At 33.5% G+C, this 26430-nt stretch carries 38 protein-coding genes; 37 read left to right on the plus strand and 1 reads right to left on the minus strand.

What is annotated here, in order from left to right; genetic code table 11:
• Positions 1-24: 24 nt before the first annotated feature.
• Positions 25-1692, minus strand: a complete 1668-nt coding sequence (locus F6464_RS09455; protein ID WP_151107569.1) for a BamA/TamA family outer membrane protein — start codon at positions 1690-1692, stop codon at positions 25-27.
• A gap of 271 nt (positions 1693-1963) precedes the next feature.
• On the opposite strand from F6464_RS09455, the gene rpsL reads away from it, so the two are divergent.
• The 37 genes from rpsL (at position 1964) to F6464_RS09640 (ending at position 26421) form a co-directional block, all read left to right on the plus strand.
• The gene (gene rpsL / locus F6464_RS09460) at positions 1964-2347 is read left to right on the plus strand and encodes a 30S ribosomal protein S12 (protein WP_007136570.1); all 384 of its coding nucleotides are present in this window, start codon (positions 1964-1966) and stop codon (positions 2345-2347) included.
• Positions 2348-2435: 88 nt separating this feature from the next.
• Positions 2436-2912: a 30S ribosomal protein S7 gene (gene rpsG, locus F6464_RS09465; protein WP_116725070.1), complete on the plus strand. Its 477-nt coding sequence runs from the start codon at positions 2436-2438 to the stop codon at positions 2910-2912.
• 10 nt (positions 2913-2922) lie between these two features.
• Positions 2923-5079 (plus strand): elongation factor G, encoded by a 2157-nt coding sequence (fusA, locus tag F6464_RS09470; protein ID WP_151107570.1) that lies wholly within the window; start codon positions 2923-2925, stop codon positions 5077-5079.
• Between the two features lie 11 nt (positions 5080-5090).
• Positions 5091-5396 carry a 30S ribosomal protein S10 gene (rpsJ, locus tag F6464_RS09475; RefSeq protein ID WP_011963470.1) on the plus strand — a complete coding sequence of 102 codons (306 nt, stop codon included), beginning with the start codon at positions 5091-5093 and terminating at the stop codon, positions 5394-5396.
• Positions 5397-5494: 98 nt separating this feature from the next.
• Positions 5495-6109: a 50S ribosomal protein L3 gene (gene rplC / locus F6464_RS09480; RefSeq protein WP_151107571.1), complete on the plus strand. Its 615-nt coding sequence runs from the start codon at positions 5495-5497 to the stop codon at positions 6107-6109.
• Positions 6109-6738 carry a 50S ribosomal protein L4 gene (gene rplD / locus F6464_RS09485; protein WP_151107572.1) on the plus strand — a complete coding sequence of 210 codons (630 nt, stop codon included), beginning with the start codon at positions 6109-6111 and terminating at the stop codon, positions 6736-6738. The genes rplC and rplD overlap by 1 nt, the downstream gene beginning before the upstream one ends.
• A gap of 7 nt (positions 6739-6745) precedes the next feature.
• A complete protein-coding gene (gene rplW, locus F6464_RS09490) occupies positions 6746-7036 on the plus strand; it encodes a 50S ribosomal protein L23 (RefSeq protein ID WP_151107573.1) in 291 nt (96 codons plus the stop codon).
• 9 nt (positions 7037-7045) lie between these two features.
• Positions 7046-7870, plus strand: a complete 825-nt coding sequence (gene rplB, locus F6464_RS09495; RefSeq protein WP_151107574.1) for a 50S ribosomal protein L2 — start codon at positions 7046-7048, stop codon at positions 7868-7870.
• A 6-nt stretch (positions 7871-7876) separates the two neighbouring features.
• Entirely contained in the window at positions 7877-8155 is a 279-nt protein-coding gene (gene rpsS / locus F6464_RS09500) for a 30S ribosomal protein S19 (RefSeq protein ID WP_014085019.1), read from the plus strand.
• Between the two features lie 6 nt (positions 8156-8161).
• Positions 8162-8575, plus strand: coding sequence for a 50S ribosomal protein L22 (gene rplV / locus F6464_RS09505; RefSeq protein ID WP_151107575.1), 414 nt, complete (start codon positions 8162-8164; stop codon positions 8573-8575).
• Between the two features lie 5 nt (positions 8576-8580).
• Positions 8581-9345 (plus strand): 30S ribosomal protein S3, encoded by a 765-nt coding sequence (gene rpsC, locus F6464_RS09510; RefSeq protein WP_151107576.1) that lies wholly within the window; start codon positions 8581-8583, stop codon positions 9343-9345.
• A 19-nt stretch (positions 9346-9364) separates the two neighbouring features.
• On the plus strand, positions 9365-9790 hold the full coding sequence (gene rplP, locus F6464_RS09515; RefSeq protein WP_073370564.1) for a 50S ribosomal protein L16: 426 nt from the start codon (positions 9365-9367) through the stop codon (positions 9788-9790).
• A gap of 13 nt (positions 9791-9803) precedes the next feature.
• Positions 9804-9995: a 50S ribosomal protein L29 gene (rpmC, locus tag F6464_RS09520; RefSeq protein WP_151107577.1), complete on the plus strand. Its 192-nt coding sequence runs from the start codon at positions 9804-9806 to the stop codon at positions 9993-9995.
• A 15-nt stretch (positions 9996-10010) separates the two neighbouring features.
• Positions 10011-10271, plus strand: a complete 261-nt coding sequence (rpsQ, locus tag F6464_RS09525) for a 30S ribosomal protein S17 (protein WP_151107578.1) — start codon at positions 10011-10013, stop codon at positions 10269-10271.
• Positions 10272-10273: 2 nt separating this feature from the next.
• Positions 10274-10642, plus strand: coding sequence for a 50S ribosomal protein L14 (rplN, locus tag F6464_RS09530; RefSeq protein WP_007803649.1), 369 nt, complete (start codon positions 10274-10276; stop codon positions 10640-10642).
• 11 nt (positions 10643-10653) lie between these two features.
• On the plus strand, positions 10654-10968 hold the full coding sequence (gene rplX, locus F6464_RS09535) for a 50S ribosomal protein L24 (protein WP_151107579.1): 315 nt from the start codon (positions 10654-10656) through the stop codon (positions 10966-10968).
• A 2-nt stretch (positions 10969-10970) separates the two neighbouring features.
• Complete coding sequence (gene rplE / locus F6464_RS09540) at positions 10971-11522, plus strand: 50S ribosomal protein L5 (RefSeq protein ID WP_151107580.1); 552 nt, start codon at positions 10971-10973, stop codon at positions 11520-11522.
• A gap of 3 nt (positions 11523-11525) precedes the next feature.
• Positions 11526-11795 carry a 30S ribosomal protein S14 gene (rpsN, locus tag F6464_RS09545; RefSeq protein WP_026707007.1) on the plus strand — a complete coding sequence of 90 codons (270 nt, stop codon included), beginning with the start codon at positions 11526-11528 and terminating at the stop codon, positions 11793-11795.
• Positions 11796-11868: 73 nt separating this feature from the next.
• Positions 11869-12267: a 30S ribosomal protein S8 gene (gene rpsH, locus F6464_RS09550; RefSeq protein ID WP_077377752.1), complete on the plus strand. Its 399-nt coding sequence runs from the start codon at positions 11869-11871 to the stop codon at positions 12265-12267.
• 18 nt (positions 12268-12285) lie between these two features.
• Positions 12286-12828, plus strand: coding sequence for a 50S ribosomal protein L6 (gene rplF, locus F6464_RS09555; protein ID WP_151107581.1), 543 nt, complete (start codon positions 12286-12288; stop codon positions 12826-12828).
• Between the two features lie 11 nt (positions 12829-12839).
• Positions 12840-13190 (plus strand): 50S ribosomal protein L18, encoded by a 351-nt coding sequence (gene rplR / locus F6464_RS09560; RefSeq protein WP_151107582.1) that lies wholly within the window; start codon positions 12840-12842, stop codon positions 13188-13190.
• 6 nt (positions 13191-13196) lie between these two features.
• Complete coding sequence (gene rpsE, locus F6464_RS09565) at positions 13197-13721, plus strand: 30S ribosomal protein S5 (protein ID WP_151107583.1); 525 nt, start codon at positions 13197-13199, stop codon at positions 13719-13721.
• Positions 13722-13733: 12 nt separating this feature from the next.
• Positions 13734-13916 carry a 50S ribosomal protein L30 gene (gene rpmD / locus F6464_RS09570; RefSeq protein ID WP_151107584.1) on the plus strand — a complete coding sequence of 61 codons (183 nt, stop codon included), beginning with the start codon at positions 13734-13736 and terminating at the stop codon, positions 13914-13916.
• A gap of 12 nt (positions 13917-13928) precedes the next feature.
• Complete coding sequence (gene rplO, locus F6464_RS09575; RefSeq protein ID WP_151107585.1) at positions 13929-14381, plus strand: 50S ribosomal protein L15; 453 nt, start codon at positions 13929-13931, stop codon at positions 14379-14381.
• 12 nt (positions 14382-14393) lie between these two features.
• Positions 14394-15737 (plus strand): preprotein translocase subunit SecY, encoded by a 1344-nt coding sequence (gene secY, locus F6464_RS09580; protein WP_151107586.1) that lies wholly within the window; start codon positions 14394-14396, stop codon positions 15735-15737.
• Positions 15738-15742: 5 nt separating this feature from the next.
• Positions 15743-15958: a translation initiation factor IF-1 gene (infA, locus tag F6464_RS09585; RefSeq protein ID WP_007136545.1), complete on the plus strand. Its 216-nt coding sequence runs from the start codon at positions 15743-15745 to the stop codon at positions 15956-15958.
• An 84-nt stretch (positions 15959-16042) separates the two neighbouring features.
• Positions 16043-16159 (plus strand): type B 50S ribosomal protein L36, encoded by a 117-nt coding sequence (ykgO, locus tag F6464_RS09590; protein ID WP_073370549.1) that lies wholly within the window; start codon positions 16043-16045, stop codon positions 16157-16159.
• 2 nt (positions 16160-16161) lie between these two features.
• Positions 16162-16536 (plus strand): 30S ribosomal protein S13, encoded by a 375-nt coding sequence (gene rpsM / locus F6464_RS09595; RefSeq protein WP_151107587.1) that lies wholly within the window; start codon positions 16162-16164, stop codon positions 16534-16536.
• Positions 16537-16544: 8 nt separating this feature from the next.
• Entirely contained in the window at positions 16545-16928 is a 384-nt protein-coding gene (rpsK, locus tag F6464_RS09600; RefSeq protein WP_024981527.1) for a 30S ribosomal protein S11, read from the plus strand.
• Between the two features lie 91 nt (positions 16929-17019).
• Positions 17020-17625 (plus strand): 30S ribosomal protein S4, encoded by a 606-nt coding sequence (rpsD, locus tag F6464_RS09605; protein WP_151107588.1) that lies wholly within the window; start codon positions 17020-17022, stop codon positions 17623-17625.
• Positions 17626-17645: 20 nt separating this feature from the next.
• Positions 17646-18638 (plus strand): DNA-directed RNA polymerase subunit alpha, encoded by a 993-nt coding sequence (locus tag F6464_RS09610; RefSeq protein WP_151107589.1) that lies wholly within the window; start codon positions 17646-17648, stop codon positions 18636-18638.
• Between the two features lie 62 nt (positions 18639-18700).
• Complete coding sequence (gene rplQ, locus F6464_RS09615; RefSeq protein WP_151107590.1) at positions 18701-19198, plus strand: 50S ribosomal protein L17; 498 nt, start codon at positions 18701-18703, stop codon at positions 19196-19198.
• A gap of 275 nt (positions 19199-19473) precedes the next feature.
• The gene (carA, locus tag F6464_RS09620) at positions 19474-20583 is read left to right on the plus strand and encodes a glutamine-hydrolyzing carbamoyl-phosphate synthase small subunit (protein ID WP_151107591.1); all 1110 of its coding nucleotides are present in this window, start codon (positions 19474-19476) and stop codon (positions 20581-20583) included.
• 105 nt (positions 20584-20688) lie between these two features.
• On the plus strand, positions 20689-21981 hold the full coding sequence (eno, locus tag F6464_RS09625) for a phosphopyruvate hydratase (RefSeq protein WP_151107592.1): 1293 nt from the start codon (positions 20689-20691) through the stop codon (positions 21979-21981).
• Between the two features lie 380 nt (positions 21982-22361).
• Positions 22362-23645, plus strand: coding sequence for a citrate synthase (locus F6464_RS09630; protein WP_151107593.1), 1284 nt, complete (start codon positions 22362-22364; stop codon positions 23643-23645).
• Between the two features lie 92 nt (positions 23646-23737).
• Positions 23738-25354, plus strand: coding sequence for a hypothetical protein (locus F6464_RS09635; protein ID WP_151107594.1), 1617 nt, complete (start codon positions 23738-23740; stop codon positions 25352-25354).
• The gene (locus F6464_RS09640; protein ID WP_151107595.1) at positions 25354-26421 is read left to right on the plus strand and encodes a lipid II:glycine glycyltransferase FemX; all 1068 of its coding nucleotides are present in this window, start codon (positions 25354-25356) and stop codon (positions 26419-26421) included. Before F6464_RS09635 ends, F6464_RS09640 begins: the two co-directional genes overlap by 1 nt.
• Positions 26422-26430 lie beyond the last annotated feature (9 nt).

Below are 26430 nucleotides of genomic sequence, written 5' to 3' on the forward strand. Positions count from 1 at the left end.
TTTATCCAGTATTAACACATAAAATTAGAAATTTGTTTTAAAACTAACATGAACTATTGAGTTGGAGCTTTTTATGGTTTGCTCTTTTTTACTTCCATTGGCATAAATCAAATTGATTAATCCGTTTTTTGTAAGAATTCCTAAGCCCATTCCCAGACTTAGAAGATTTTCGTTGGTATTGCTAGTCTGATCTTTGTAGTAGCCATAATCAATTATAGAATGTATATATAGGCTTGGGCTAATTGTATATCGATATTCAGTTAAAATTGAAGTAAATAAATTTCCTTGTAAGCTGTTTTCATTAAATCCACGTATCGAATTAACTCCTCCAAATCGATACAATTCATTAATAATATATTTATTGCTTTCTAGATAATAATTTTGACTTTTAATATTGATGCTGTTTTTATTATTCAAATAAAAATTGTGTTTTAAATCTATTGCAGTAAACACTTGTTTATTGTTGTTTAAACTCGAATTTCTTGAGCCAATGCCAATTTTGATATTAATTTTTGTTTTTTCTGGAAACATAAAATAATCATTTTTAAAAGCTGAATACTCAAAGTTCCCTGTTACAAATGTGTTGCTAAAATCGCTTATGCTAGAATTATTTTGGTTTAGAATGTCACTTGATTCAGTAGATTGATACCCAATATAGGTTCGAGTATTGTAATTAAAGAAATAACCCAAATCAATGGCGGTCTTTGTGTTTTGAAAAGTACTGTCTTGTCTAAAAATATTAAGTTGAGCCTTTAGTCCAAAAGGGCTTTTAAAAATATAAGGAAGTGTTATAGAAGTGTTAAACGTTTTTTGATCATTTCCGTCACTTTTCCAAAATAAAGAAAACTGTTCTCCGGAATTTAAGGCATTGTTTAAGTTTAAATCTAAATAACCATTTAATAGGACTTTATTTGAATTGTCATTAGAAAATCCTATAAATCCATCAAATGTATTCGATTTCGCCTTTTCGAGATAGACATAAATTTTTGTAGAATCTTTTTCAAAAAGTATTTCTGGATATTTGAGTTGTTTTACAAATCTAAATTTTTCAAAATCAGTGTAAATGCTTTTTAGATTTTCTTGATTGAATGTATTATTTTTATTGGCACGTTTTATGTTTTTAAGATGCCCTTTAGGAAATGCCTCATAACCTCTAATAACAATATCATTCAATTGTCGCTGTTTTTCTAGTGCAATTTGTAAATCAGCGCTCAAATAATCGTTTGTTTTTTTAATATTAATGAGTTTTAACTTAGCAAGAGCAAATCCCTTTCGTTCTAGTGTGTTTAAGGTTTTTTTTAAAAACGTCTCGATTTCATTAAACGGAATAATTAAAGTATCTTTTTTGGAGTCAAAAAGCGAAGCCAAATTAAGCGAAATAGTTTTACCTATATATATGTGTATAAAGTCTGTCTTTTTGCCTAAACTAAAATTCCATAAAAAAGTGCTATCGTTAGGTTTTGTAGTTTCTAGGACATGATTTTCAATGTAGCCGTTTTGAGTTAGTTTTTCTGATAGTTGATTTACTTCATCAACAATCGATTTACCATTTTCGTGTTTTGACTTGTAACCCATTGAGTCAATAATTTTTTTTTCGGCTTCAATCTTTGTTGCAATTAGTAAATGCAGTTTTTGTGCAGAAGCATCAATGCTAAGGCAGAAGATTAAAAATATAAAAGCTGTTTTATTCAAAAGAAATCTAAGTTTTGATAAAAGTAACGCAAAAAAAGTTCAAATAATATAAAAATATTTTTCAAAAAATCGGAATATGAATTAAGGTTCTGGTATTTTAAATATTTTATTCTCTTCTTCATAAATGCTGCTTTGTATTGTATTAAAAGACAAATATTTAATTCGAATAAAAATTAATTAATTATGGTTTGTTTCATTAAAAATAATTACTACATTTGCAACCCCGTAAAAAGCGGGAAATTTAATATATAAGTAATTTTTAGTATTAATTATGCCAACAATTCAACAATTAGTAAGAACAGGAAGAACTCAGATAACTAAGAAGAGTAAATCGGTTGCTTTAGATTCTTGTCCTCAACGAAGAGGTGTTTGTACGCGTGTTTACACTACAACTCCAAAAAAACCAAACTCAGCCATGCGTAAAGTAGCGCGTGTACGTTTGACTAATGGAAATGAAGTAAATGCCTACATCCCTGGAGAAGGACACAATCTACAAGAGCACTCGATAGTATTAGTTAGGGGTGGAAGGGTAAAAGATTTGCCAGGAGTAAGATACCACATTGTGCGTGGTGCGCTTGATACATCAGGTGTGGCGGGAAGAACACAAAGAAGATCTAAGTACGGAGCAAAACGACCTAAAGAAGCAAAAAAGTAAATTGAAACGTTAGAAGCTAGGTGTTAGTAGTGGATGTTCGCATCACAACTTTTGACACGTAACGGATAACTTTCTAAAACAAAAAGACATGAGAAAAAGAGCGGCAAAGAAAAGACCACTTTTACCAGATCCAAGGTTTAATGACCAATTGGTGACACGTTTTGTAAACAACTTAATGTGGGACGGTAAAAAATCAACAGCTTTCACAGTGTTTTACGATGCAATGGATATCGTAGAAGCTAAGAAACAAGATGCAGAAAAATCTTCTGTAGAAATTTGGAAAGATGCACTAACTAATGTTATGCCTCACGTAGAAGTGCGTAGTCGTAGAGTAGGTGGAGCAACATTTCAAATTCCTATGCAAATTCGTCCAGATAGAAAAATTTCTATGGCGATGAAATGGATGATTCTTTATGCAAGAAGAAGAAATGAGAAATCAATGGCTCAAAAGTTAGCTTCAGAAGTTTTAGCTGCGGCTAAAGAAGAGGGAGCAGCGGTTAAGAAAAGAATGGATACTCACAAAATGGCAGAAGCTAACAAAGCATTCTCTCACTTTAGATTTTAATTCTTAAGAAATGGCTAGAGATCTTAAATACACAAGAAACATAGGAATTGCTGCTCATATTGATGCTGGTAAAACAACAACAACTGAGCGTATATTATTCTATACCGGAAAATCACACAAAATTGGTGAAGTACACGATGGTGCTGCAACAATGGACTGGATGGCACAAGAGCAAGAAAGAGGTATAACTATTACTTCTGCGGCTACAACTTGTGAATGGAATTTTCCAACAACACAAGGTAAAATTTTACCTGAAACTTTACCGTATCACTTTAATATTATCGATACTCCAGGACACGTCGACTTTACAGTTGAAGTAAACCGTTCTTTGCGTGTACTTGATGGTTTGGTTTTCTTATTTAGTGCTGTTGATGGTGTTGAGCCGCAATCAGAAACTAACTGGAGATTGGCAGATCAATACAGAGTGCCACGTATAGGTTTCGTTAATAAAATGGACAGACAAGGATCGAACTTTTTGATGGTATGTCAACAAGTACGAGATATGTTAAAGTCAAATGCAGTTGCAATCACTTTGCCAATTGGTGAAGAAAATGATTTCAAAGGTGTTGTAGATTTAGTAAGAAATCAGGCTATTGTTTGGGATGATGCGGGTATGGGAGCAACTTATGAAGTTGTACCAATTCCTGAAGATATGCTTGATGAAGTGAAAGAATACAGATCAATTCTTATTGAAGCAGTTGCTGATTATGATGAGAATTTGTTGGAGAAATTCATGGAAGACGAAAGTACTATTACTGAAGAGGAAATTAACATTGCTCTAAGAGCAGCTGTTATGGACATGGCTATTATTCCAATGATTGCCGGTTCTTCTTTTAAAAATAAAGGAGTGCAATTCATGTTAGATGCAGTTTGTAAGTATTTGCCATCTCCAATGGATAAAGCGGGTATTGAAGGAATTCATCCTGATGATGTTGATTTATTGGAAGAGGATCAAACTAAAATTTTGCGTAAGCCAGATGTTAAAGAACCATTCGCTGCTTTAGCATTCAAGATTGCTACTGATCCATTCGTGGGTCGTCTAGCTTTCTTCCGTGCCTATTCAGGACGTTTAGATGCTGGTTCTTATGTTTTGAACACTCGTTCAGGGAATAAAGAAAGAATATCTCGTATATACCAAATGCATGCTAACAAACAAAATCCTATAGATTATATCGAAGCGGGTGATATTGGTGCGGCAGTTGGATTTAAAGACATAAAGACTGGAGATACATTGTGTGATGAAAAAAACCCAATTATTTTGGAATCAATGAAATTCCCAGCACCAGTAATTGGTATCGCTATTGAGCCAAAAACTAAAGCTGACGTAGATAAAATGGGTATGGCTTTAGCCAAATTAGCTGAAGAAGATCCAACATTTACGGTAAGAACTGACGAAGCTTCAGGACAAACTATTATCTCAGGAATGGGTGAGTTGCACTTAGATATTCTTGTTGATAGAATGCGTCGTGAATTTAAAGTTGAAGTAAACCAAGGGGAGCCTCAAGTTGAATACAAGGAAGCGTTTACTAAAAAAGCACAACACAGAGAAACATACAAAAAACAATCAGGTGGTCGTGGTAAATTCGGTGATATCGTATTTATTCTTGAGCCAGCAGATGAAGTTGATGGTAAGCAAGTAGCTGGATTACAATTTGTTAATGCAGTAAAAGGCGGTAACGTTCCTAAAGAATATATCCCATCTGTAGAAAAAGGTTTTCGTGAAGCTATGAAACAAGGTCCTTTAGCAGGATACCAAGTCGATAGTTTAAAAGTAACTTTATTGGATGGATCTTTTCACCCTGTCGATTCTGACGCACTTTCATTTGAACTTGCTGCAAGAATGGGGTATAGAGAAGTAGCAAAAGCGGCTGGCGCTATTGTTTTGGAACCTATCATGAAAATGGAAGTGATTACACCTGAAGAAAACATGGGAGATATCGTTGGTGATATTAACCGTCGTAGAGGTCAGGTAAATGACATGGGAGACAGAGCAGGTGCTAAAACTATTAAAGCCGATGTGCCATTATCAGAAATGTTTGGTTATGTAACAACATTAAGAACATTGTCTTCTGGTAGAGCAACTTCAACAATGGAGTTCTCACACTATGCAGAAACACCTGCTAATATTTCAGAAGCAGTTATCAAAAAAGCAAAAGGAAACGCTTAATTCTAAAGAAAATGAGTCAAAAAATCAGAATAAAATTAAAATCTTACGATCACATGTTGGTAGATAAGTCTGCTGAAAAGATTGTAAAAACTGTAAAAAGTACAGGTGCAGTAGTAACAGGACCAATTCCTTTACCTACTCATAAAAAACTTTTCACCGTTTTACGTTCTCCGCACGTTAATAAAAAAGCAAGAGAGCAATTTGAAGTAATGTCATATAAGAGATTAATCGACATTTACTCTTCTTCTTCAAAAACTATCGATGCCCTAATGAAATTAGAGTTGCCAAGCGGTGTTGAAGTAGAAATTAAAGTATAATTTCCAGTGTTATAGAAACTTTGTATTAAGTATAAGATTAGTCTTAATACTTAATACATTAATCTTAATACAATTTTAATAATCAATAAATAATAATTATGTCTGGGTTAATTGGTAGAAAAATCGGCATGACTAGCATTTTCGACGAAAACGGGAAGAATATTCCTTGTACAGTAATCGAAGCTGGGCCATGTGTTGTTACCCAAGTCAGAACCAAAGCGGTCGACGGGTATGAAGCGTTGCAACTTGGTTTCGATGACAAAAACGAGAAACATTCCACGCAAGCGGCCGTAGGTCACTTTAAAAAAGCAGGAACTGTAGCTAAGAAAAAAGTCGTTGAATTCCAATTTGAAAACGAGTACAAATTAGGAGAGGTATTAACAGTTGATGTTTTTACTGAAGGAGAATTTGTAGATGTTCAAGGAGTTTCTAAAGGGAAAGGTTTTCAAGGAGTTGTAAAACGTCACGGTTTTGGTGGTGTTGGACAAGCAACTCATGGTCAACACAACCGTTTAAGAGCGCCGGGTTCTGTAGGAGCTTCTTCTTATCCTTCTAGAGTATTCAAAGGAATGCGTATGGCTGGAAGAATGGGAGGAGATAATGTAAAAGTACAAAATCTTAGAGTTTTAAAAGTAGTGGCTGATAAGAACCTACTTGTTATTAAAGGATGTATTCCTGGATGTAAAAACTCTTATGTAATCATTCAGAAGTAATGGAAGTAAAAGTTTTAGATAAAACCGGAAAAGATACTGGCAGAAAAGTACAACTTTCTGATGCAGTATATGGAATTGAGCCAAATAATCACGCAGTATACCTTGATGTAAAGCAATATCTTGCAAATCAAAGACAAGGAACGCACAAAGCTAAAGAAAGAGCTGAAGTAGCGGGAAGTACACGTAAGATTAAAAAACAAAAAGGGACAGGTACTGCTCGTGCGGGTAGTGCGAAAAACCCTTTGTTTAAAGGTGGTGGAACTGTTTTTGGACCACGTCCAAGAAGTTATTCATTCAAATTGAATAAAAACTTGAAACGTTTGGCTAGAAAATCAGCTTTCTCAATTAAAGCTAAAGAATCAAATATTATTGTAGTAGAAGATTTCAATTTTGAAACACCAAATACTAAGAATTTTATCTCTGTTTTGAAGGCTTTAGGATTAGAAAGTAAAAAATCTTTATTTGTGTTGGGAGAGTCAAATAAAAATGTATATTTGTCCTCACGCAATTTAAAGGGCTCTAGCGTGGTAAGTAACTTAGAATTAAGCACTTACGCTATTTTAAATGCTAATAATTTAGTTCTTTTAGAAAGCTCTTTAGAAGGAATTGAAGATAATTTAAGTAAATAATAGGAATATGAGCATTATAATCAAGCCTATAGTAACAGAAAAAGTAACCAAGCAAAGTGAAGTTTTAAATCAATTTGGTTTCGTTGTGGATAGAAAAGCAAATAAAGTACAAATTAAGAAAGCTGTTGAGGCTGCTTATGGAGTAACTATTTTGAGTGTAAACACAATGAATGTTAGACCAGATAGAACTACAAAATACACTAAAAGTGGTTTAATAAGTGGAAAGACAAATGCTTATAAAAAAGCAATTGTACAAGTACAAGAAGGAGAAACAATAGATTTTTACAACAATATCTAGAATATAAAGATGTCAGTAAGAAAATTAAAACCTATTACCCCTGGTCAGCGATTTAGAGTTGTGAATAGTTTTGACGCTATTACAACTGATAAGCCGGAACGCTCTTTGATAGCGCCGATAAAAAACTCAGGAGGTAGAAATAGTCAAGGAAAGATGACCATGCGTTATACGGGTGGTGGTCACAAGCAGAGATATCGTATCATCGATTTTAAAAGGACTAAAGATGGAATTCCGGCTTCAGTAAAATCAATCGAATACGATCCAAATCGAACTGCGTTTATCGCTTTATTAGCTTATGCTGATGGTGAGAAAACTTATGTAATTGCTCAAAACGGATTGAAAGTGGGTCAGAAATTAGTTTCTGGTGCTGACGCTCAACCAGAAATTGGTAACACGTTGCCTTTGAGTAAAATTCCATTAGGAACAGTAATTTCTTGTATCGAATTACGTCCAGGACAAGGAGCAGTTATTGCTCGTTCTGCTGGAACATTTGCGCAGTTAATGGCAAGAGATGGAAAATATGCAACAATTAAAATGCCTTCTGGTGAGACAAGATTAATTTTGTTAACTTGTTCAGCTACAATTGGAGCAGTATCAAATTCTGATCATCAATTAATTGTATCTGGTAAAGCAGGTAGAACAAGATGGTTGGGTAGAAGACCAAGAACAAGACCAGTTGCAATGAACCCTGTCGATCACCCAATGGGTGGTGGTGAAGGACGTTCTTCTGGAGGTCATCCACGTTCTAGAAACGGCATACCTGCTAAAGGGTATAGAACCCGTTCTAAAAAGAACCCGAGTAACAAGTATATCGTAGAACGTAGAAAGAAATAATAAGATATGGCACGTTCATTAAAAAAAGGACCTTTCGTTCATTATAAATTAGACAAGAAAGTTCAAGAAAACATCGAAAAAGGAAATAAAGGAGTAGTTAAGACTTGGTCTAGAGCTTCTATGATAACTCCTGACTTTGTTGGACAAACAATCGCAGTTCATAATGGTCGTCAGTTTGTACCAGTTTACGTAACTGAAAACATGGTAGGACACAAATTAGGAGAGTTTTCACCAACAAGATCTTTTAGAGGTCACGCTGGAGCAAAAAATAAAGGTAAAAAATAAGAAGCAATGGGAGTTCGTAAAAGAGAAACAGCAGATGCAAGAAAAGAGGCTAATAAGTCTCTAGCCTTCGCGAAATTGAATAACTGCCCTACTTCACCTAGAAAAATGCGCTTAGTAGCGGACTTGGTAAGAGGTCAGAAAGTGGAAAGAGCTTTGAATATTTTAAGATTCAGCTCTAAAGAAGCTTCAAGAAAATTAGAAAAATTGGTTTTATCTGTTATTGCCAACTGGCAAGCAAAAAACCCTGATGCTAATATGGAAGAAGCAGGCTTATTTGTAAAAACTATCACTGTTGATGGCGGAATGATGTTGAAAAGACTTCGTCCGGCTCCACAAGGTAGAGCACACAGAATTAGAAAACGTTCAAACCACGTAACAATCGTGTTAGGAGCTATTAACGATAACACACAAGCAAATTAATAAAGATGGGACAAAAGACAAATCCAATTGGAAATAGACTTGGTATCATCAGAGGATGGGACTCTAACTGGTATGGTGGAAATGATTACGGTGATAAAATTGCCGAAGATTATAAAATCAGAAAGTACATTCATGCTCGTTTATCAAAAGCTAGTGTATCAAAAGTAATTATCGAGAGAACTTTAAAACTTGTAACCGTTACTATCACTACTGCTAGACCTGGTATCATTATCGGAAAAGGCGGACAAGAGGTAGACAAGTTAAAAGAAGAACTTAAGAAAGTTACCGACAAAGAGGTTCAAATTAACATCTTTGAAATTAAAAGACCTGAACTTGACGCGTATCTAGTTGCTACAAGCATCTGTCGTCAAATCGAAAGCAGAATTTCTTACAGACGTGCTATTAAAATGGCCATCGCAGCCTCTATGCGTATGAATGCTGAAGGAATTAAAGTTCTGATTTCTGGTCGTTTGAACGGTGCTGAAATGGCGCGTTCAGAAGGTTTCAAAGAAGGTAGAATTCCTCTATCAACTTTCAGAGCCGACATCGACTATGCTTTGGCTGAAGCACATACTACTTATGGTAGAATGGGTATCAAAGTATGGATCATGAAAGGTGAAGTTTACGGAAAGAGAGATCTTTCTCCACTTGTTGGAATGGACAAAAAACAAGCCGGTATTGGTGGTGGTAAAGGTGGTGATGCTCCAAGAGGAGATCGTAAGCCTTTCAATAAAGACAGAAAACCTGCTGGAGACCGTAAAAGAAAGTAAATTTTTAAACTAAAGAAAAATGTTACAGCCTAAAAGAACAAAATACCGTAAGGTACAAAAAGGTAAGATGAAAGGGAACTCTCAAAGAGGGCATGAACTTTCTAATGGAATGTTTGGTATTAAATCTGTTCATGAAGATGGAATGTTCTTAACCTCTCGTCAAATCGAAGCTGCACGTATCGCTGCAACTCGTTTCATGAAAAGAGAAGGACAATTATGGATCAAAATATTTCCAGACAAACCAATTACTAAGAAACCTCTTGAGGTACGTATGGGTAAAGGAAAAGGTGCCGTTGAATATTGGGCAGCTGTTGTTAGACCCGGAAGAATCATGTTTGAAGTTGGAGGAGTACCTTTGTCAGTTGCAAAAGAGGCGTTACGTCTTGCAGCTCAAAAGCTTCCATGTAAAACAAAGTTCGTCGTTGCAAGAGATTTTGAAGCATAATTAATTAATTATTATGAAACAATCAGAGATAAAAGATCTTTCTGCAGCGGAGTTGCAAGAAAAACTTAGTCAAACTAAGAAAACTTATGCCGACCTAAAAATGGCTCATGCTATTTCTCCAATAGAGAATCCTCTTCAGATTAGAACTGTGAGAAGAACTGTTGCAAGATTAGCTACTGAGTTAACTAAAAGAGAGCTACAATAAATTGTATTCTGCAAAATGGAAGATAAAAGAAATTTAAGAAAAGAAAGAATTGGTGTAGTTACTAGTAACAAAATGGATAAATCTATTGTTGTTGCACAAGTAACTAAAGTAAAGCACCCATTATACGGTAAGTTCGTGTTGAAAACTAAAAAGTATCATGCACACGACGAAACAAACGACTGTAACATTGGAGATACTGTAAAGATTAGCGAAACGCGTCCTTTAAGTAAAACAAAATGTTGGAGACTAGTTGAAATCTTAGAAAGAGCTAAATAATTATGGTACAACAAGAATCAAGACTAAAAGTAGCAGATAACACAGGAGCTAAAGAAGTTTTAACTATCCGTGTTTTAGGAGGTACCAAAAGAAGGTATGCCTCTGTTGGTGACAAGATTGTAGTATCTATCAAAGATGCAACTCCAAACGGTAATGTTAAAAAAGGAGCTGTTTCAACTGCAGTTGTTGTACGTACCAAAAAAGAAGTGAGAAGAGCCGACGGTTCATACATTAGATTTGATGACAACGCATGTGTGTTATTGAATGCTGCTGGTGAAATGAGAGGAACTCGTGTTTTTGGTCCAGTAGCAAGAGAACTTCGTGAAAAACAATTCATGAAAATTGTATCATTAGCACCAGAGGTGCTTTAATTAGTTGCAAGATGATAAAGCTAAAAATAAAATCAGGTGATATTGTTAGAGTAATTGCTGGAGACCATAAAGGTGCTGAAGGTAAAGTTCTAAAAGTAGATCGTGAGAAGAATAAAGCGGTTGTTGAAGGTGTAAACATGGTTTCGAAACATACAAAACCAAGTGCTAAAAGCCCTCAAGGAGGAATCGTTAAGAAAGAGGCTCCAATTCAAATTTCAAACATATCTCTTATAGATCCTAAAACAAAGGAAACTACCAGAGTTGGAATAAGAGTTGAAGGAGATAAAAAAGTAAGATTTTCAAAAAAATCTAATCAAGTACTATAGTAATGGCTTATATACCTAGACTAAAAGAGGAGTATAAGAACAGAGTAATCTCTGCTCTTAAAGAAGAATTCGGATACAAAAACGTAATGCAAGTTCCTAAATTGGAAAAAATCGTTTTGAGTAAAGGAGTTGGCGCAGCAGTGTCTGATAAAAAACTAATTGACTATGCAGTTGATGAGTTAACAAAGATAACTGGACAAAAAGCTTTGGCTACAATATCAAAGAAAGACGTTGCGTCTTTTAAATTGAGAAAAGGAATGCCTATTGGAGCAAAAGTTACTTTGCGTGGAGAAAGAATGTACGAGTTTCTTGATAGATTAGTTACATCAGCTTTACCACGTGTACGTGATTTTAGCGGAATTAAAGCTACTGGTTTTGACGGAAGAGGAAACTATAACCTTGGGGTTTTAGAACAAATCATTTTCCCTGAAATTGATATCGATAAAGTAAATAAAATTTCTGGAATGGACATCACATTTGTAACTTCTGCAAAAACAGATAAGGAAGCAAAATCGTTATTGGCTGAACTAGGATTACCTTTTAAAAAGAATTAAGATATGGCTAAAGAATCAATGAAAGCCCGTGAGGTGAAGAGAGAAAAAACGGTAGCAAAATATGCTGAGAAAAGAAAAGCTTTGTTAGAAGCTGGAGATTTCGTAGGTTTGCAAAAATTACCAAAAAACGCTTCGCCAGTTCGTTTACATAACCGTTGTAAATTAACAGGTAGACCAAGAGGGTATATGCGTCAATTCGGTATTTCACGTGTTACATTTCGTGAAATGGCTAACAACGGATTAATTCCTGGAGTTAAAAAAGCGAGTTGGTAATCAAACATTTATAAATTGGTTTCAGGTTCGATAAAATAGTTTTATCGAAAACCAAAACCGCAAATCAATAAACATGTATACAGATCCTATTGCAGATTATTTGACGAGAGTTAGAAACGCTGTGGCTGCAAACCACAAAGTTGTCGAAATTCCAGCATCTAATCTAAAAAAAGAAATAACAAAGATCTTGTTTGATCAAGGTTATATCTTAAGTTACAAATTTGAAGATAATGCCGTTCAAGGTTCTATCAAAATTGCTTTAAAGTATGATAAGGATACTAAAGAGCCAGTAATAAAAGATATCCAAAGAATTAGTAAACCAGGTTTACGTAAATATGCGGGTGCTTCTAAAATACCAAGAATTCTTAACGGATTAGGTATTGCTATTGTTTCTACATCAAAAGGTTTGATGACAGGAAAACAAGCCAAACAACTTAACGTTGGTGGTGAAGTAATTTGTTACGTATACTAATTTTAAAGACCAAATAAGATGTCAAGAATAGGTAAAAATCCCGTTGTAATCCCTGCCGGAGTAACTGTTGAAGTCGCAAATGGTATTATTACAGTAAAAGGAAAAGGTGGTCAACTTACACAGGAGTTTTCGGACGTAACTGTAACTGTTGAAGACGGTCAAGTTCTAGTTGAAAGATCATCTGATCATAAAGACGAAAGAGCTAAACATGGATTATATAGATCATTAATCAATAATATGATTATCGGTGTATCTGAAGGTTTTACAAAATCTCTAGAATTAGTTGGAGTTGGTTATAGAGCTTCAAATCAAGGCCAAAAACTTGATTTAGCTTTGGGATTCTCTCATAATATTGTTTTAGAAGTTGCTTCAGAAGTAGTTGTCGAAACGATTTCAGAAAAAGGTAAAAATCCAATAGTTAAATTAACATCATTTGACAAACAACTTTTAGGTCAAGTAGCTGCGAAAATCAGAGGTTTCCGCAAGCCAGAGCCTTACAAAGGAAAAGGTGTTAAATTTGTAGGTGAAGTATTAAGAAGAAAAGCAGGTAAATCAGCTTAAAAAATAACATTATGTCATTAACAAAACCTGAAAGAAGACAGCGAATTAGATTCAGAATAAGAAAAACAATTAGTGGTACTGCTACTAATCCAAGGCTATCTGTTTTTAGAAGTAACAAAGAAATTTACGCACAACTTATTGATGACGTAAATGGAGTTACTTTATTAGCTGCCTCTTCAAGAGAAAAAGAAATAGGAAAAGGTACAAACATTGAGGTTGCTACAGCAGTTGGAAAACTAGTTGCAACTAAAGCGTTAAAAGCTGGGATAGAAGTAGTAACTTTCGATAGAGGAGGTTATTTATATCATGGTCGTATTCAATCATTAGCAGAAGGCGCGAGAGCAGCTGGACTTAAATTCTAATATAGTATGTCTAATAAATACAAAAGTATAGAGTTAGTAAAACCGAGTGGTCTTGAATTAAAAGATCGTTTGGTAAGTGTGAATCGTGTTACTAAAGTTACAAAGGGTGGTAGAGCATTTGGTTTTTCTGCTATTGTAGTTGTAGGTGATGAAAACGGAGTAGTTGGTCATGGATTAGGAAAATCTAAAGATGTTTCTGAAGCTATTGCGAAAGCAGTAGAAGATGCTAAGAAAAATCTAGTAAAAATTCCTTTGAATGGTCAATCAGTTCCTCACGAACAAAAAGGTAAATTTGGTGGTGCACGTGTATTCTTAATTCCTGCATCACATGGAACAGGAGTTATTGCTGGTGGAGCTGTTCGTTCGGTTCTTGAATCAGTAGGTATTCATGATGTATTATCTAAATCTCAAGGATCATCAAATCCGCACAACGTAGTAAAAGCAACTTTTGATGCATTATTGCAAATGAGAAGTGCTTATACTGTTGCGAAACAAAGAGGTGTTTCTTTAGAAAAAGTTTTTAAAGGTTAATTCAAGGAAATTATGGCTAAATTATTAGTAAAACAAGTTAGAAGTAAAATCAACTGTCCTCTTACTCAAAAGAGAGGATTAGAGGCTTTAGGTCTTCGTAAAATGGGACAAGTTGTTGAGCATGATTCAAATCCTGCAATCCTTGGTATGATAAATAAAGTAAAACACTTAGTTTCTGTAGTAGAAGCTAAATAACAAATTATAGTTATGAATTTAAGTAACTTACAGCCTGCTGAAGGTGCTACTCACAATCAAAATAAAAGATTAGGAAGAGGAGAGGGTTCTGGTAAAGGTGGTACTTCTGCAAGAGGTCACAAAGGAGCAAAATCTCGTTCTGGATATTCTAAAAAGATTGGTTTTGAAGGTGGTCAAATGCCATTACAAAGACGTGTGCCTAAGTTTGGTTTCACAAACATCAATCGTAAAGAATATGAAGGTGTTAATCTTGATACATTACAATTATTAGTAGATAATGGTATTGTTACTGATGCAGTTGATATGACTGTATATGTTTCAAATCGTTTGGCAACTAAAAATGAAATCGTAAAGATTTTAGGTCGTGGTGAATTGAAAGCAAAATTAAAAGTATCTGCTCACAAATTTACTGCTACAGCTAAGGCAGCTATTGAAGCTGCTGGTGGAGAAGCAGTAACACTATAACTTTCTAGTACGATGAAGAATTTTTTTGAATCATTAGCCAATATTTGGAAAATCGAAGAACTAAAAAATAGAATTCTAATAACATTAGGTATTCTTTTAGTGTATCGTTTTGGTGCTCATGTAACACTTCCAGGTATTGATGCAACTCAATTGCACAGTTTAGCTGGTCAAACAAAGAACGGTATTGGTTCAATACTAGATATGTTTACTGGTGGTGCTTTTTCAAAAGCTTCCGTTTTTGCTCTAGGGATTATGCCGTACATCTCAGCTTCTATTGTAGTTCAGTTAATGGGAATCGCTATTCCTTATTTACAAAAATTACAAAAAGATGGTGAAAGTGGTAGAAAAAAAATCAATCAGATTACTCGTTGGCTAACTATTGCAATTACTTTGGTTCAAGGTCCTGGATATATTTATAATTTATACAGAACTTTGCCTCAAAATGCTTTTTTATTAGGATTTGATTCATTTTCATTCTTGTTTTCTTCAGTTTTAATTTTAACAACAGGTACTATATTTGCTATGTGGTTAGGAGAAAAAATTACTGATAAAGGAATTGGAAACGGTATCTCCCTTTTAATAATGGTTGGTATTTTAGCAAGATTGCCACAAGCATTTATTCAAGAATTTTCATCTACAATCACAAACAATAATGGTGGTCCAATGTTATTGGTAATCGAAGTGATAGTTTGGCTTTTAGTTATTATTGCTTGTGTTTTATTGGTAATGGCAGTCAGAAAAATTCCTGTGCAATACGCTCGTAGAACAACAATTGGTGATTTTGAAGCTGATATGATGGGAGGTAATAGACAATGGATTCCTTTAAAGCTTAATGCTTCTGGAGTTATGCCTATTATTTTTGCTCAAGCTATTATGTTCATACCAGCAGCTTTAGCGGGTTTGTCTCAATCTGAAACATCTCAGTCTATTGCAGGAGCTTTTAGTAACATGTTTGGGTTTTGGTACAATTTTGTATTTGCAACTTTAATAGTTGTATTTACTTTCTTTTACACAGCAATTACGGTTCCAACAAACAAAATGGCTGATGATTTAAAAAGAAGTGGTGGTTTTATTCCTGGCGTTAAGCCTGGAGTTGATACTTCAGATTTTTTAGATCATATTATGTCTTTAATTACTTTTCCAGGTTCATTATTTCTGGCTCTAATAGCTGTGTTCCCAGCAATTGTAGTTAGTTTTGGTGTGCAACAATCTTGGGCAATGTTTTTTGGAGGAACGTCATTAATAATTATGGTTGGTGTTGCCATAGATACTATGCAACAAATTAATTCCTACTTATTAAACAAACATTATGACGGTTTGATGAAGAGTGGTAAAAATAGAAAAGCAGTAGCTTAATTTTTATGGCAAAACAATCAGCAATAGAACAAGACGGTTCGATAATTGAAGCATTATCTAATGCCATGTTCCGTGTAGAATTAGAGAATGGACATATTGTAATAGCACATATTTCTGGTAAGATGCGTATGCATTACATCAAATTATTACCTGGTGATAAAGTGAAACTAGAAATGAGTCCTTACGATTTGTCGAAAGCAAGAATTACTTATAGATATTAAAAAGCAATAAGCAGTAAGCAATAAGCGATAAGCGGTAAAACTTATAGCCTAAGCCTAGAGCCTAAAGCCTAAAGCAAATTTACAATGAAAGTTAGAGCATCAGTTAAAAAAAGAAGTGCCGAGTGCAAGATTGTACGAAGAAAAGGCAGATTATACGTAATCAACAAAAAGAATCCTAGATTTAAACAAAGACAAGGATAATTATGGCAAGAATAGCAGGGGTAGATGTCCCAAAAAACAAAAGAGGAGTTATCGCTTTAACCTACATCTTCGGAATTGGTAAAAGTAGAGCAATTGAGATTTTAGAAAAATCTCAAGTTAGCCAAGATATTAAAGTACAAGATTGGAATGACGATCAGATTGGAGCTATCCGTGATGCTGTATCATTTTTCAAAATTGAAGGTGAACTACGTTCAGAAGTTTCTTTAAACATTAAACGTTTAATGGATATTGGATGTTATAGAGGTATCCGTCATAGATCTGGTCTTCCGTTAAGAGGACAAAGAACTAAGAACAACTCTAGAACAAGAAAAGGGAAAAGAAAAACTGTTGCAAACAAGAAAAAAGCAACTAAATAATAGGTAATATGGCAAAAGCAACTGCAAAAAAACGTAAAGTTATCGTTGAATCAACGGGAGAAGCTCATATTTCTGCTACCTTCAATAATATCATTATTTCGTTAACGAATAAAAAAGGTGAAGTTATTTCATGGTCTTCAGCTGGTAAAATGGGTTTTAGAGGTTCTAAAAAGAACACTCCATATGCTGCTCAAATGGCAGCAGAAGATTGTAGCAAAGTAGCTCTAGAAGCTGGACTAAAAAAAGTAAAAGTATATGTTAAAGGACCAGGTAACGGACGTGAGTCTGCGATTCGTTCTTTGCATAATGGTGGAATTGAAGTAACTGAGATTATCGATGTTACACCAATGCCCCATAACGGATGTCGTCCTCCTAAAAGACGTAGAGTTTAATACTCAAAGTAATTATAGTATAACATAGATAGATTATAGATTATCGAAGGATAAGACCTGAATTCATAATCTCTATCTTAAAAAATTTAAAATGGCAAGATATACTGGTCCAAGTACAAGAATCGCACGTAAATTTGGTGAAGCTATTTTCGGAGACGATAAAGCTTTCGAAAAAAGAAATTACCCTCCTGGACAACACGGGATGGCAAAAAAAAGAGGAAAAAAATCTGAGTATGCTGTTCAATTAATGGAAAAGCAAAAAGCTAAATATTCTTATGGGATTTTAGAAAAACAATTCAGAAATTTATTTGAAAAAGCATCTGCTACAAAAGGTGTAACAGGTGAAGTTTTACTTCAACTTTGTGAAGCAAGATTAGATAACGTTGTTTTTAGAATGGGTATTGCTCCTTCTAGAAGAGGTGCTCGTCAAATCGTTTCTCACAGACACATCACAGTAAATGGTGAATTGGTAAACATTCCTTCTTATCACCTAAAACCAGGTGATGTAGTTGCTGTTCGTGAAAAATCTAAATCTTTAGAGGCTATCGAGCGTTCTTTATCAAATTCTTCTCATGTTTATGAATGGATAACATGGAATAATGATACTAAATCAGGAACTTTTGTTACTGTTCCTGCCAGACTTCAAATTCCAGAAAATATTAAAGAGCAGTTAATCGTCGAATTGTACAACAAATAATAATTGACTTAGTCGAAATTATGGCAATATTTAATTTTCAGAAGCCCGATAAAGTTATCATGATCGATTCAACCGATTTTGAAGGTAAATTTGAGTTTAGACCTTTAGAACCTGGTTACGGATTGACCGTTGGTAATGCACTTAGAAGAGTTATGCTTTCTGCTTTAGAAGGATACGCAATCACATCTGTTCGAATAGAAGGTGTAGATCACGAATTCTCAACTATCTCAGGAGTTGTTGAAGACGTAACTGAAATCATTTTGAACTTGAAACAAGTACGTTTCAAACGTCAAATAGAGGATATAGATAACGAAGCAGTTACTATATCAGTTTCAGGTAAAGATCAACTTACCGCTGGTGATTTTCAAAAATTTATTTCAGGTTTCCAAGTACTGAATCCAGAATTGGTTATTTGTAATTTAGATTCTAAAATCAAGTTGAGTTTAGAATTAACTATCGAAAAAGGTAGAGGTTATGTTCCTGCAGAAGAGAACAAAAAACAAAACGCAGCCATCGGAACTATTTTTACAGATTCTATTTTTACACCTGTTAAGAATGTAAAATATGCTATCGAAAACTTCCGTGTAGAGCAAAAAACAGATTATGAAAAATTAGTTTTCGAAATTAAAACTGATGGTTCAATCAATCCAAAAGATGCTTTGACCGAAGCTGCTAAAGTGTTAATTCATCACTTTATGTTGTTTTCTGACGAAAGAATTACTCTTGAAGCTGATGAAATTGCTCAAACTGAATCCTATGATGAAGAGTCATTACATATGAGACAATTGCTTAAAACTAAATTAGTCGATATGGATTTATCTGTAAGAGCCTTAAATTGTTTAAAAGCTGCAGAAGTTGATACACTTGGAGATTTAGTATCTTTCAATAAAAACGACCTAATGAAATTCCGTAATTTCGGTAAAAAATCTTTAACAGAACTAGATGAACTAGTGGCTATTAAAAATTTAAACTTCGGAATGGATTTAGCAAAATACAAATTAGATAAAGAGTAAATTACTTCATATTTTGCTCTCCAAAGCGGATTGAAGCAAGATGAAGTTTAAAAAAATACGTCATGAGACACGGAAAAAAATTCAATCACTTAAGCAGACAGACTGGACATAGAAAAGCTATGTTAGCTAATATGGCTTGTTCTCTAATCGAGCACAAACGTATTAACACAACTGTTGCTAAAGCAAAAGCACTTAAACAATTTGTTGAGCCGCTTATAACAAAATCAAAAGAAGATACAACTCACAACCGACGTATTGTTTTCGCTTACTTACGTAGCAAATATGCAGTAACTGACTTGTTCAGAGATGTAGCTTCAAAAGTAGGAGATCGTCCAGGTGGTTATACTCGTATCATCAAAGTTGGAAATCGTTTAGGAGATAATGCTGATATGGCAATGATCGAATTAGTTGATTTTAACGAACTTTATACAGGTGGTAAAAAAGAAGTTAAAAAAGCAAAAAGCCGTCGTGGTGGAAAAGCTAAAAAAGAAGATGCTGCTGTTGATGTGGCTCCTGAAGCTGCTGCTCCAGAAGCACCAACTACAGAAACTGAAGAATAATGACTATCACTATTTAATACAAATCAAGGATAAACTTTTATTAGTTTGTCCTTTTTTTTTGGTCATTGCGAGAGACGAAGTAATCAGGAGCATGATTTTTAGGTATTTTAATTTTTCATATTCCCGCTCTGCATTACAATCTCCCGATTAATATCGGGAGGATTTTCACTGCGATCGGGGCTAAAAGATAAATTTCGGCTTCTCGAGAAATTAAATTTTCATAAGCCCACAAATTAAATTAAATTTACAACCGCAACACAACAACTATACAAAGAATGAAATACACTACGAGACAAAAAGCCATATTACTGCTAAGTGACGGAACCATTTTTCATGGAAAATCCATTGGAATCAGTGGAACCACTTTCGGTGAAGTGTGCTTTAATACAGGAATGACGGGGTATCAGGAAATATTTACCGACCCATCTTATTTTGGTCAAATCATGGTGGCTACTAATCCACATATTGGTAATTATGGTGTAAACAAAAATGAAGTAGAATCTGATTCTATTAAAATATCAGGATTAGTTTGTAAAAATTTTAGTTTCAATTATTCCAGAGAAGATGCTTCTGAAAGTTTAGAAAGTTATTTCTTAAAACAAAATCTAATTTGTATTTCAGATGTAGATACCCGTGCTCTAGTAAGTTATATTAGAGATAACGGAGCAATGAATGCTGTAATTTGTACTGACGGAACAGAGGTTGAAGATTTGAAAAATCAATTAGCAAAAGTTCCCGATATGAAAGGTTTAGAATTGGCTTCTAAAGTTTCTACCAAACAGACTTATTTCTTTGGCGATGAAAATGCTACTTATAAAATAGCCGCTCTAGATCTAGGTATAAAAACCAATATACTTCGTAATCTAGCCAAAAGAGATTGCTACATTAAAGTTTTTCCGTACAACGCATCGTATTCTGATTTAGCTGCATTTAATCCTGATGGCTATTTCTTGTCTAACGGTCCTGGCGATCCAGACCCTCTTTTTAGTGCAATAGTTGTTGCAAAAGAAATTATAAAAAACGACAAACCACTATTTGGAATTTGTTTAGGACATCAAGTAATAGCTTTGGCAAACGGAGTTTCTACCTATAAAATGTTTAACGGGCATCGAGGTATCAATCATCCTGTTAAAAATATCATAACAGGCAAAGGAGAAATCACTTCTCAGAATCACGGGTTTGCTGTTAACAAAGAAGAATTAGAAAAAAATGCCGACTTAGTAATAACGCATTTGCATCTAAACGACCATACGGTTGCCGGAATGAGAATGAAAAATAAAAATTGTTTCTCAGTACAATACCATCCTGAAGCAAGTCCTGGCCCTCATGATTCCAGTTATTTGTTTGACCAATTTGTAGAGAATATAAAATCTACAGTAAACTAAATCGTTATCGTTAATAACATTCGATATTTTCACATTATCAGTATTTTAATAGAATTATATTTGTATTACAAAAATTAGTGTATAAAATTTAAAAATCAATATATTATGAGCATTATTATCAAAGTTCACGCAAGACAAATTTTTGATTCAAGAGGAAATCCTACCATTGAAGTGGATGTAATTACAGAAAGTGGTGTTCTAGGAAGAGCTGCTGTTCCCTCTGGAGCTTCTACTGGCGAACATGAAGCGGTTGAATTGCGTGACGGTGGAAAAGCATTTTTAGGAAAAGGTGTTTTGAAAGCTGTTGAAAATGTAAACACAAAAATTGCAAATGAACTAGTTGGAACTTCTGTTTTCGAACAAAATCTAATTGATCAAACGATGATTGAATTAGATGGAACTCCAAATAAATCAAACTTAGGCGCTAATGCAATACTTGGAGTTTCACTTGCAGTTGCAAAAGCCGCCGCTAATGAATTAGGATTGCCTTTATACAGATATATTGGTGGTGTTTCTGCAAACACATTACCAGTTCCTATGATGAATATTATCAACGGAGGATCACATTCTGATGCACCTATTGCATTTCAAGAATTTATGATTTTCCCAGTAAAAGCAACATCATTTTCTCATGCTATGCAAATGGGAACGGAGATTTTTCACAGTTTGAAAAAAGTATTACACGATAGAGGGCTTTCTACTGCTGTTGGTGACGAAGGTGGTTTTGCACCAAATTTAGCTGGAGGAACTGAAGATGCTTTAGACACCATCAAAAAAGCGGTTGAGAAAGCAGGTTATACTTTTGGAGACGAAATTATGATTGCTTTAGATTGTGCTTCTGCAGAATTTTATGTAAACGGAAAATACGATTACTCAAAATTTGAAGGCGAAACGGGTAAAATTAGATCTTCTGCTGAGCAAGTAGATTATTTAGCTGAATTAGTAGCGAAATATCCAATCATCTCTATTGAAGACGGAATGGACGAAAATGACTGGGACGGTTGGAAATTATTAACTGAAAGAATTGGAGATAAAGTACAATTAGTTGGTGATGATTTGTTTGTTACTAATGTAGAGCGTTTGTCAACAGGAATTGAAAAAGGAATCGCAAACTCAATCTTGGTAAAAGTAAACCAAATCGGAACTTTAACTGAAACTATTGCAGCTGTAAACATGGCTAAAAATGCTGGGTATACATCAGTTATGTCGCACCGCTCAGGAGAAACAGAAGATAACACTATTGCTGACTTAGCGGTAGCATTAAACTGTGGACAAATTAAAACAGGTTCAGCTTCACGTTCTGATCGTATGGCAAAATACAATCAATTAATACGAATTGAAGAAGAATTAGGAAATACAGCGTATTTCCCTGGTTTAAAAGCGTTTAAACAAAAATAGAATTTTATAAATTTTTATTTTCTAAACCCTTTCAGATTTTTAATTCTGAAAGGGTTTTTGATTTTTATACTATTCAAAAACTAAATAATAAATCAAAGCTCTTTAATACTAAATCAAGAGTATAGAATACTATTTATTTCTTAAAAATCACTACAGAAAAAGGAAGTAAAGTAGAGAAAGTATTTAAGAATTAATTCCGAAAAAATCACTTTTTTTATAATATAACCCCTTTTTTTAAAGGGTTTAGGGTTTTTTATGAATCAAAAAACTGTTTTTAAGGTATAATTAACGAATTCATCATTGAAATCATTTTTTAATTCGTGTTATATTCCATAGATTTGTTAAATTATTATTTAAAAAGATAAATTACAGATTTTATTATGTCAAAAACAGCAACACTAGAAATTGACGGCAAGAAGTATGAGTTCCCAATTATAAAAGGGAGCGAGAATGAAATAGCTATCGATATTAACAAATTACGTGATTTGTCAGGAGCAATCACTTTAGATAGAGGGTATAAAAATTCTGGTTCTTGTCTAAGTGAAATAACTTTTCTTGACGGAGAAGAAGGTATTTTGCGTTATAGAGGTTATTCTATAGAAGAGTTGGCAGAGAAAGCACATTTTCTTGAAGTATCGTATTTGTTAATTTTTGGCGAATTGCCTACAGCTGAGCAGTTGAAACAATACGAGACTGATATAAGAAAATATACTTTGGTAAATGAGGAAATGAAAAACATCATTGACGGTTTTCCAAAAACCGCTCATCCTATGGGAGTTTTATCGGCATTGACAAGTGCTTTAACCGCTTTTAATCCTAAAGCTGTAAACCCAGACAATCCAAAGGAGTTGTATGAATCGGTTTGTAAGATCATGGGTAAATTTTTAGTAATTGCCACTTGGACGTATAGAAAAACAATGGGTTATCCTTTAAATTATTACGACAATACAAAAGGTTATGTAGAGAATTTTATGAATTTAATGTTTCATTTACCAACAGAGCCTTACACTGCCAATCCAATTATAGTGGATGCTTTAGATAAATTATTTATACTTCATGCCGATCACGAGCAAAACTGTTCTACTTCTACAGTACGAATGGTTGGTTCTTCGCATGCGGGGCTTTTTGCTTCTATATCTGCAGGAGCCTCGGCACTTTGGGGACCATTACATGGTGGTGCAAACCAAGCGGTACTTGAGATGTTAGAAGAGATTCATGCAAATGGTGGTGATACTGACAAATATCTTGCGAAAGCAAAAGATAAAGAAGATCCCTTCCGTTTAATGGGTTTTGGACATAGAGTGTACAAAAATTTTGATCCAAGAGCCAAGATTATTAAAAAAGCAGCCGACGAAGTTTTAAATACGTTAGGTGTAGATGATCCGATTTTAGAAATTGCAAAAAAACTGGAAGCGGCGGCACTTGTTGATGAATATTTCGTATCAAGAAAGTTATATCCAAATGTCGATTTTTATTCTGGAATTATTTATAGAGCACTAGGAATTCCTACAGATATGTTTACTGTTATGTTTGCAATAGGTCGTTTGCCAGGCTGGATTGCACAATGGAAAGAGATGCGAATCAATAAAGAACCAATAGGGCGACCACGACAAATTTATACAGGACATACTCTTCGAGGATTTGTACCAGTTGATAAAAGATAATTTGTTAAAATAATTTATATATTTAAAAAGCTTCTTCTAATCGAGAAGCTTTTTTATCTTTGAATAGATACAATAATATTTAAAACTAGAGTATGCTAAAAGCGGTTCTATTTATTTCAAATAAGAAACAAATTTCTTTATCAAATAGAATTGAAAACGGAAAAAGTATTTACTTACACCCTCAATTAGAAATTAATAATAATGAATCTTTTGATTTACAATTTACATTTAATGATGAGATTGTCAAGTTTCGGAATCATGATTATACTTGGGTTGAAATTTTGAAAGATGATATAGTTGCCAATCAATTTACACCAAAAATTATTCAATTAAAAAACGGATTTTTTATTCAAGCGAATATTAACTTCGGTATTTGGGAAATAAAAAGTAATGATAATAAAACTCTCTTTTGGCGTTTTAATCCAGAAAATTCAAATTCATTTACAAGTTTTTCTAAAAATGCTGATAAATCAATCACTCAGGCACGAACAATAAATAAATTTCTAGTATTACCACAATTATTATTTACAAAGGGAAGCACAATCGAATTTAGTAGATCAAAAATTCCTTTTACCGCAATCGCTTGTTTTACTGATCATTGTGATTTTGATACGCCTGAAAATTTAGAAACTCAAAGACTTTTTTTTGCTAAACATAAAATTAAAGTAACAAAAGGATTTTTTCTCAATCATTTTTCGAAAAGAAATGATAATGCATCATTTGAAAATGAAAGTCATGAGTTCTTAAAATGGATTGACGATGGTCATGAATTGGCGTACCATTCACTTTCACAATCTTTGAAAATTAGAGAAGAAAGTATAAAAGATTTTAAAAGTTTTAAACCACCACTACCTTCAATACCAGTTTGGATTGACCATGGTTATCAACCCTATAATTTTTCAGTTTATAAAAATCATAATTTATCAGATGAAAATTATGAAAACAATTTAATGGAGAAGAAAATAAAAATCCTTTGGAATTATATTGATAGTGGTACAGCAACACTTGGAGTAATTAATCAATTAAATAGTAATGATTTTACTCTAAATAGTTTTTATAAAGGCAGTAAATCGCTCAAGTTAAAAGAACGATTAGGTACTTTAATAAAAAACATGACAATACATTACTATGCTAACCAAAAGATTATTAAGCAATATAGAAATGTAGCTATTTCTTTCAAATCTGTTTTTTTAGAAAGAAAATTAAACTATTTATTTAAGTTTATTGTGAGTTTATTTGGCATAGCTTTTCCAATATTAAAAGTTTTTTTTACATGGCATAAAAGTAAAAAAATACCTTATAAACAAGCTAAATATTCATCATTGTTTTTTAAACATAAAATAAATCAAAATGATTTTTATATTTTTCAAACTCTAAAAATGGTTGATTTTAAAGCATCGTTATGTGAAACGAACATTGAAAAACTTGTAGCTGAAAAAGGTGTTTTTATTGCACATACTTACTTTTCTTTACCTATGACTTACCACAAAGGGAAAATGTTTAAAACCATAACGACCATTGATGAGGCAGTAGATGAAAATTTTGGATTGCTAGCCCAAAAAGTTGTAAATCAAGAAATTTGGAATCCAACCCTAAGCGAATTAATCAACTATTTATCAAAATTAGAAGAAGTAGTTTTAGATATCGATGAAAATGAAAATGTATACATAAGTCAGAATTCAGGGGTGGCCTTTAGAAATGTAAATTAATGAAACTACTAATTACAAAAGATATCGATTGGTTAAAAAAATGGGATGATTATGTTTTAAATGAAAATCATGGAAGTCATTTGTTATTGTCAGATTGGAATAAATCTTTTATTGTTTATGGATTTGACTATGAAATCTGTATACTTTTAGATAATCATAAAATAGTTGGAGGTTATGCTTCTATCATTGCTAAAGTAGCTTTTTTTAAATTTTATATTGTTCCATTCGGTCCAATAGTTAGTACCAAATATGAATCTAATTTGGATAATTTAATTGATAAAGTAAAAGAACAAGCCCGTTTTCATACTTGTTCTTATGCACATGTCACATTGCCCTTTTCTGATATAAAAAATAAACACTCCTATTTTCCTAATCTTAGACTAAGAAGTTTAATTGATGCAAAAAAAGGACAATTGTTTAAACATATATATTCAACATCAGGAATAAATTGGAAATCAGTTAAAGAGTTTGAAACAGAAGAAGCATTGATTGCAAGTTTTAGAGCTTCTGTTAGACGATACATTAGAAGTTCTCAACGTAAAGGATTAGAGTTACAGTTTCTATTAAAAGAAGATGAAATAAAAAAAGGGTATGACCTATGTTTAGAAAACGCAAATAAAAATGGGTATTCGCTAAGGGAATGGAATACCTTTAAAAATACAATTATGAGTTTGGTAGAAAAAGGACATGCCAAATTTATAGTTGCTGTTTTTGATAATCAAATTAAAGGATCAGCTTTTATTATTAAATCGGGTAATTATTATACTTATATTTTAGGAGGAACAGTTAAAGAAAAACCGGATTTTTTAGCTGGACATTTTCTTCATTATGCCGCAATAAAGTTGGCTTATGATGAAAAATTGTCAGGTTATAATATTTCGCTTGGGGGTTCAACAGGAGTTGTGAGTTTAAAAAGCAGTTATGCTGATGAACAAATTTATTATAAATTAGGACATTATCATTGGGTATTAAGACCCTACTATTTTAAATTTTATTTGTTTATTGAAAAACATTTAAAATCTCATAAAAGAACAATTTCTAAACTATTATCACTAATGAAACTATGATTAAAAAGT

The organism is Flavobacterium luteum (assembly GCF_008806775.1).
GTDB lineage: Bacteria > Bacteroidota > Bacteroidia > Flavobacteriales > Flavobacteriaceae > Flavobacterium > Flavobacterium luteum.

Excerpts from the sequence above, each read along its gene's own strand:
- rplD (WP_151107572.1), top strand. The coding sequence starts at position 6,109 with ATGGAAGTAAAAGTTTTAGATAAAACCGGAAAAGATACTGGCAGAAAA.
- ykgO (WP_073370549.1), top strand. The coding sequence starts at position 16,043 with ATGAAAGTTAGAGCATCAGTTAAAAAAAGAAGTGCCGAGTGCAAGATT.
- rpsQ (WP_151107578.1), top strand. The coding sequence starts at position 10,011 with ATGGAAGATAAAAGAAATTTAAGAAAAGAAAGAATTGGTGTAGTTACT.
- rpmC (WP_151107577.1), top strand. The coding sequence starts at position 9,804 with ATGAAACAATCAGAGATAAAAGATCTTTCTGCAGCGGAGTTGCAAGAA.
- infA (WP_007136545.1), top strand. The coding sequence starts at position 15,743 with ATGGCAAAACAATCAGCAATAGAACAAGACGGTTCGATAATTGAAGCA.
- rpsC (WP_151107576.1), top strand. The coding sequence starts at position 8,581 with ATGGGACAAAAGACAAATCCAATTGGAAATAGACTTGGTATCATCAGA.
- eno (WP_151107592.1), top strand. The coding sequence starts at position 20,689 with ATGAGCATTATTATCAAAGTTCACGCAAGACAAATTTTTGATTCAAGA.
- rpsL (WP_007136570.1), top strand. The coding sequence starts at position 1,964 with ATGCCAACAATTCAACAATTAGTAAGAACAGGAAGAACTCAGATAACT.
- rplE (WP_151107580.1), top strand. The coding sequence starts at position 10,971 with ATGGCTTATATACCTAGACTAAAAGAGGAGTATAAGAACAGAGTAATC.
- F6464_RS09610 (WP_151107589.1), top strand. The coding sequence starts at position 17,646 with ATGGCAATATTTAATTTTCAGAAGCCCGATAAAGTTATCATGATCGAT.
- rpsE (WP_151107583.1), top strand. The coding sequence starts at position 13,197 with ATGTCTAATAAATACAAAAGTATAGAGTTAGTAAAACCGAGTGGTCTT.
- rplW (WP_151107573.1), top strand. The coding sequence starts at position 6,746 with ATGAGCATTATAATCAAGCCTATAGTAACAGAAAAAGTAACCAAGCAA.
- rpsD (WP_151107588.1), top strand. The coding sequence starts at position 17,020 with ATGGCAAGATATACTGGTCCAAGTACAAGAATCGCACGTAAATTTGGT.
- secY (WP_151107586.1), top strand. The coding sequence starts at position 14,394 with ATGAAGAATTTTTTTGAATCATTAGCCAATATTTGGAAAATCGAAGAA.
- rplP (WP_073370564.1), top strand. The coding sequence starts at position 9,365 with ATGTTACAGCCTAAAAGAACAAAATACCGTAAGGTACAAAAAGGTAAG.
- rplF (WP_151107581.1), top strand. The coding sequence starts at position 12,286 with ATGTCAAGAATAGGTAAAAATCCCGTTGTAATCCCTGCCGGAGTAACT.
- F6464_RS09635 (WP_151107594.1), top strand. The coding sequence starts at position 23,738 with ATGCTAAAAGCGGTTCTATTTATTTCAAATAAGAAACAAATTTCTTTA.
- rplR (WP_151107582.1), top strand. The coding sequence starts at position 12,840 with ATGTCATTAACAAAACCTGAAAGAAGACAGCGAATTAGATTCAGAATA.
- F6464_RS09640 (WP_151107595.1), top strand. The coding sequence starts at position 25,354 with ATGAAACTACTAATTACAAAAGATATCGATTGGTTAAAAAAATGGGAT.
- rpsS (WP_014085019.1), top strand. The coding sequence starts at position 7,877 with ATGGCACGTTCATTAAAAAAAGGACCTTTCGTTCATTATAAATTAGAC.
- F6464_RS09630 (WP_151107593.1), top strand. The coding sequence starts at position 22,362 with ATGTCAAAAACAGCAACACTAGAAATTGACGGCAAGAAGTATGAGTTC.
- rpsG (WP_116725070.1), top strand. The coding sequence starts at position 2,436 with ATGAGAAAAAGAGCGGCAAAGAAAAGACCACTTTTACCAGATCCAAGG.
- rpmD (WP_151107584.1), top strand. The coding sequence starts at position 13,734 with ATGGCTAAATTATTAGTAAAACAAGTTAGAAGTAAAATCAACTGTCCT.
- rplC (WP_151107571.1), top strand. The coding sequence starts at position 5,495 with ATGTCTGGGTTAATTGGTAGAAAAATCGGCATGACTAGCATTTTCGAC.
- rplV (WP_151107575.1), top strand. The coding sequence starts at position 8,162 with ATGGGAGTTCGTAAAAGAGAAACAGCAGATGCAAGAAAAGAGGCTAAT.
- rpsK (WP_024981527.1), top strand. The coding sequence starts at position 16,545 with ATGGCAAAAGCAACTGCAAAAAAACGTAAAGTTATCGTTGAATCAACG.
- carA (WP_151107591.1), top strand. The coding sequence starts at position 19,474 with ATGAAATACACTACGAGACAAAAAGCCATATTACTGCTAAGTGACGGA.
- rplO (WP_151107585.1), top strand. The coding sequence starts at position 13,929 with ATGAATTTAAGTAACTTACAGCCTGCTGAAGGTGCTACTCACAATCAA.
- rpsJ (WP_011963470.1), top strand. The coding sequence starts at position 5,091 with ATGAGTCAAAAAATCAGAATAAAATTAAAATCTTACGATCACATGTTG.
- rpsN (WP_026707007.1), top strand. The coding sequence starts at position 11,526 with ATGGCTAAAGAATCAATGAAAGCCCGTGAGGTGAAGAGAGAAAAAACG.
- rpsH (WP_077377752.1), top strand. The coding sequence starts at position 11,869 with ATGTATACAGATCCTATTGCAGATTATTTGACGAGAGTTAGAAACGCT.
- rplX (WP_151107579.1), top strand. The coding sequence starts at position 10,654 with ATGATAAAGCTAAAAATAAAATCAGGTGATATTGTTAGAGTAATTGCT.
- rpsM (WP_151107587.1), top strand. The coding sequence starts at position 16,162 with ATGGCAAGAATAGCAGGGGTAGATGTCCCAAAAAACAAAAGAGGAGTT.
- rplN (WP_007803649.1), top strand. The coding sequence starts at position 10,274 with ATGGTACAACAAGAATCAAGACTAAAAGTAGCAGATAACACAGGAGCT.
- fusA (WP_151107570.1), top strand. The coding sequence starts at position 2,923 with ATGGCTAGAGATCTTAAATACACAAGAAACATAGGAATTGCTGCTCAT.
- rplQ (WP_151107590.1), top strand. The coding sequence starts at position 18,701 with ATGAGACACGGAAAAAAATTCAATCACTTAAGCAGACAGACTGGACAT.
- rplB (WP_151107574.1), top strand. The coding sequence starts at position 7,046 with ATGTCAGTAAGAAAATTAAAACCTATTACCCCTGGTCAGCGATTTAGA.